This is a genomic window from Glycomyces terrestris, from assembly GCF_003933745.1.
GTDB lineage: Bacteria > Actinomycetota > Actinomycetes > Mycobacteriales > Micromonosporaceae > Glycomyces > Glycomyces terrestris.
Map to the genome: position 1 here is coordinate 1 of NZ_RSEB01000014.1, position 3,638 is coordinate 3,638.

At 73.0% G+C, this 3,638-nt stretch carries 4 protein-coding genes; 1 reads left to right on the top strand and 3 read right to left on the bottom strand.

The genetic code is table 11. The annotated features are described in order from the left end of the window. Together EIW28_RS23955 and EIW28_RS23960 are read right to left on the bottom strand one after the other, a co-directional pair. A partial coding sequence (locus EIW28_RS23955; protein ID WP_187350654.1) for a Stealth CR1 domain-containing protein occupies window positions 1-970 on the bottom strand: 970 nt, incomplete at its 3' end. Between the two features lie 146 nt (window positions 971-1,116). Beyond that, window positions 1,117-1,911: a sugar phosphate isomerase/epimerase family protein gene (locus tag EIW28_RS23960; protein ID WP_125250243.1), complete on the bottom strand. Its 795-nt coding sequence runs from the start codon at window positions 1,909-1,911 to the stop codon at window positions 1,117-1,119. Window positions 1,912-2,008: 97 nt separating this feature from the next. Between EIW28_RS23960 and EIW28_RS23965 the strand changes: the two genes are divergently transcribed. After that, window positions 2,009-2,818 (top strand): hypothetical protein, encoded by an 810-nt coding sequence (locus tag EIW28_RS23965; protein WP_125250244.1) that lies wholly within the window; start codon window positions 2,009-2,011, stop codon window positions 2,816-2,818. A 121-nt stretch (window positions 2,819-2,939) separates the two neighbouring features. On the opposite strand, the gene EIW28_RS23970 is transcribed toward EIW28_RS23965, so the two are convergent. Beyond that, window positions 2,940-3,638, bottom strand: a 699-nt coding sequence (locus tag EIW28_RS23970; protein WP_187350655.1) for a stealth conserved region 3 domain-containing protein, incomplete at its 5' end; no start/stop codon positions are given.

Consider the following 3,638-nt stretch of genomic DNA (forward strand, 5'->3'; position numbering starts at 1 on the left):
TCCTGATGAACGGCGCGAAGGTGTGCAGCGACCGCAGCGAGTACTTCAGCTCGTCGCGGCTGAGGTAGCGCGAGGCCCCGGTCAGGTGTGTGTGGCCGGCCGCGTCGCCGCCGAGGTGGGCGGCGCGCGCGGCGGCCCACTCGGGGTCGTCGCCGTCGACCCACATGTAGACCGCGTCCACCGGGAAGTCGACCTCGTCGACCAGGCGGTGCGTGAACGCGCGGTACGTGGGGTGCTTGTGGTCGCCGACCTCGACGCTGGCCGGGACGAGCTCCTCGGCGGGCAGCACGTCGGCGACGCGGTTCGGGCGGGGGGCCACGAGCCCGCCGGCGAGCATCGCCGCCGGGACCTGGACCTTGAGCCGCGCGTTCTTGGCCTCGAACGCGGGGTCGGCGGCGAACTGGTCGCCGTCGCGCCAGAACTCCACGTCGCAGCCGTAGTCGAGGCCCGCCAGCAGCTGCCCGTGCGGGCCGAGCGTGCAGCGGCCGAACCGGATCACCTGCGCGAACTTGACGGCCTTCGGCAGCGCGCCCTCGGCGTACAGCGCGGCCGCGCGGTTCGCGCCGCCGGTCTTCGCCGCGTACACCTCGGTGCCGCCGTAGCGGGCGCGCATGGCCTCCAGGAACGCCTTCTTGTCGGCGTGGCGCACGCCGACCGCGTAGCGCACGTGGGACTTGCCGGGGACGACGAAGTAGGGGATCCCGGCCGCCTCGGCGGCCTCGGCGACGATCCGCAGGTTCGCCTCGGCGGCCTCGGCCGCGGTGAACGAGTCGGCGAGGCGGCCCGCGAGCGCGAACCCGTCGTGGACGAACGCCCGCAGCCCGGGGTCGGCGGCGACGAGCTCGGCGACCCTCCGCGCGCCGATGCGGCGCCGGCGGCGGTCCTGGAGCCGCGCGCGCAGCCCCGCGGGGAGCAGCCTCCCGGCCAGGTGGCGCGCGGCGGCGCCGAGGCTCGGCTGCTGACCGGGCATGCGTCCTCCTCCGGGATTCGCACGGAACGCGTGCACGTGCGACGTTGATAATACAGCGGAAACATCCGCTGAACGAGATGTGAACGTACAGCAAGTGGACGGCCGGCACCCCCCGGACGGTTGCACCGGAACCGCTGTGACGTACGTCAGTCCGCGGCGGCGAGGGCCTCGCGCGCGAACTTGAGCGACTCGTGGAGGTCCTCGGCGCGGCGGGTCCGGTTGCCGCTCTTGCGGGTCGAGACCTCGACGGTGATCGAGCCGTCCCAGCCGGAGCGGCCGAGGGAGCCGAGCAGCTCGGCGCACGGCTGCTTCCCGCGGCCGGGCACCAGGTGCTGGTCGGCGCCGGGCTCGTTGCCGTCGCACAGGTGGATGTGCCGCAGGCCCCTGCCCATCCGCTCGGCCATGGCGAGCGCGTCGGCGCCGGAGGCGGCGCAGTGGGACAGGTCGAGGGTGTAGGAGTCGTAGCCGTGCCGGGTCGGGTCCCAGTGGGGCCGGTAGGGCACGAGGTTCCGCTTGCCGAGCTTGAGCGGGAACATGTTCTCGACCGCGATCGTGATCCCCGGGTAGCGGGCGTGGAGCCCGTCGAGGACGGTGGAGAACTTCGCGGCGTAGTCGCGCTGCCAGCTGAAGGGCGGGTGGATGACGACCGTGGGCGAGTCGAGGTACTCGGCGGCCTGCACGGACCGGCGCAGCCGGGTCCACGGGTCGGAGCTCCACACCCGCTGTGTCACCAGGAGGCACGGCGCGTGGACGGCGCCGATCTTGACGCCGTAGTGCTTGGCGAGGCTGGCCGCGGCCGACGGGTCCTGGGAGACCCGGTCGGTGAAGACCATCAGCTCGACGCCGTCGTACCCCAGTTCGGCGGCGAGCTCGAAGCCCACCGCCGTGGGTTCGGGGTACACGGAGGTCGTCGACAGCAGAACCGGGACGGACTGGGTCACGGGGTCCAGGGTACGCCGTGCCGCGGACGGGGTGCGGGCGTCGGGGTGCGCGCGGCGTGAACCGGGTCTGAACGGGCGGTGCGGGTACCGTTGACGGATGACCGACGAGGTGCCCGCGGATTTCGACCGCGAGTGGGTCGAGTTCTTCGACCCCGCTGACTCCGACACGATGGTCCGCGCGGACCTGACCTGGCTGCTGTCCAGGTGGGGCTGCATCTTCGGGAGGCACCCGGAGCAGGGCGGCTGCCCGGGGATCGACCTCGAGCGGAGCGCGGACGGCTGCTGCCTGCACGGCGCGTTCTACACCGACGCGGCCGACATCAGGCGCACGAAGGAGGTCGTCAAGAAGCTCACGCCCGAGACGTGGCAGCTGCACCGCAAGTGGAGGCAGACCATCGTCGACGACACCCTCGAGAACGAGGACGGCGTCGAGGAGCCCGCGAAGAAGACCGCGGTCGTCGACGGCGCCTGCGTCTTCCACAACCGCGAGGGCTTCGCCGCGGGCGCCGGCTGCGCCCTGCACCAGCAGGCGATGCGCGACGGCGTCCACCCGATGGAGTACAAGCCCGAGGTGTGCTGGCAGCTGCCTGTCAAGCGCGACTTCAAGACCGAGCACCGCGCCGACGGCACCGACGTGTCGGTCACCCTCATCACCGAGTTCGACCGGGCCTCGTGGGGCCCCGGCGGGCACGACTTCGACTGGTGGTGCACCGGTTCGCCGCTGGCGCACACCGCGTCGGAGCCGGTGTACCTGTCGTACGCCGTCGAGCTCACCGAGCTGCTGGGCGCGGCCGCGTACGAGCGGCTCGCGGACCTGTGCGCCGAGCGGGAGAAGCGCGGCATGATCGCCCCGCACCCGGCGAGCGTCCCGGCGCCCGAGCGGCTCCCCATGCCGCGGCGGATCTGAGGCCCGGGAACCGCGTCCGGCGGCTCCGGCCGCCCGCGGCGGCTCCGCCCGAGAGCCGGTGCACGGCAACGCGAAAGGCCCGGCGGTGCTCCCGCCGGGCCCCGCTCGCCTCCGGGCGCCGCTAGGACTGCTCCCACGGCGACGGGAACGGGAACATCCGCTCCAGGAAGCCGCGCACGAGGGCGTCGACGCGCGCGGCGTTCTCCTCGTTCGTGTCGACGTCGTTGAGGCAGAACGTGTCCACGCTCCGGTCGGCCTCCAGCTCCGCGAGCCGCTCCGGCGCGGTCGGCGCGGTCACGTCGATGTACCGCAGCCGGAACGCGCCGGGCACCGCCCGGCCGGTGAACAGCGCGTAGTGATGGTGCAGCGCCGTCGCGAAGTTGATGTTGTCGGGGGCGCGGAACCGCGACGCCGTGGTCGCCCGCACCTCCTCCGCGTACCGCTCCTCCAGCTCCTCGGCGACCGCGCGGATCTGCGGGTGCGGCACGTGCTTGAACTTGGAGGCGATGAACCGCCCGAAGTCGGCCTCCAGGAGCGCCCGCACGTTCTTCCCGGCCGAGCTCGGGGCCGCCTCCTCCGCGCGCGGGCGGCCGAGCCCGATCTGCGCGGGCGAGAACGGCAGCCGGATGATGCCGTTGGCGTGGAAGAAGGTCGAAGGCGTCGCGGGACGGCGGAAGAACGTGTCGTCGTTGAGGACCAGGTACCGGTCCGACAGGCCGGGGATGCGGTGCAGCTGCGCCTCGATCGCCTGCGAGTTGAACACCGGGAGCACCGAGGGGTCGGCGAAGATCTCGGCGTGGTCGACGATCCGCACGCCCTC

Bases quoted from the DNA above. Each gene is read 5' to 3' on its own strand.
- EIW28_RS23965 (WP_125250244.1), top strand. From the start codon at position 2,009: ATGACCGACGAGGTGCCCGCGGATTTCGACCGCGAGTGGGTCGAGTTC.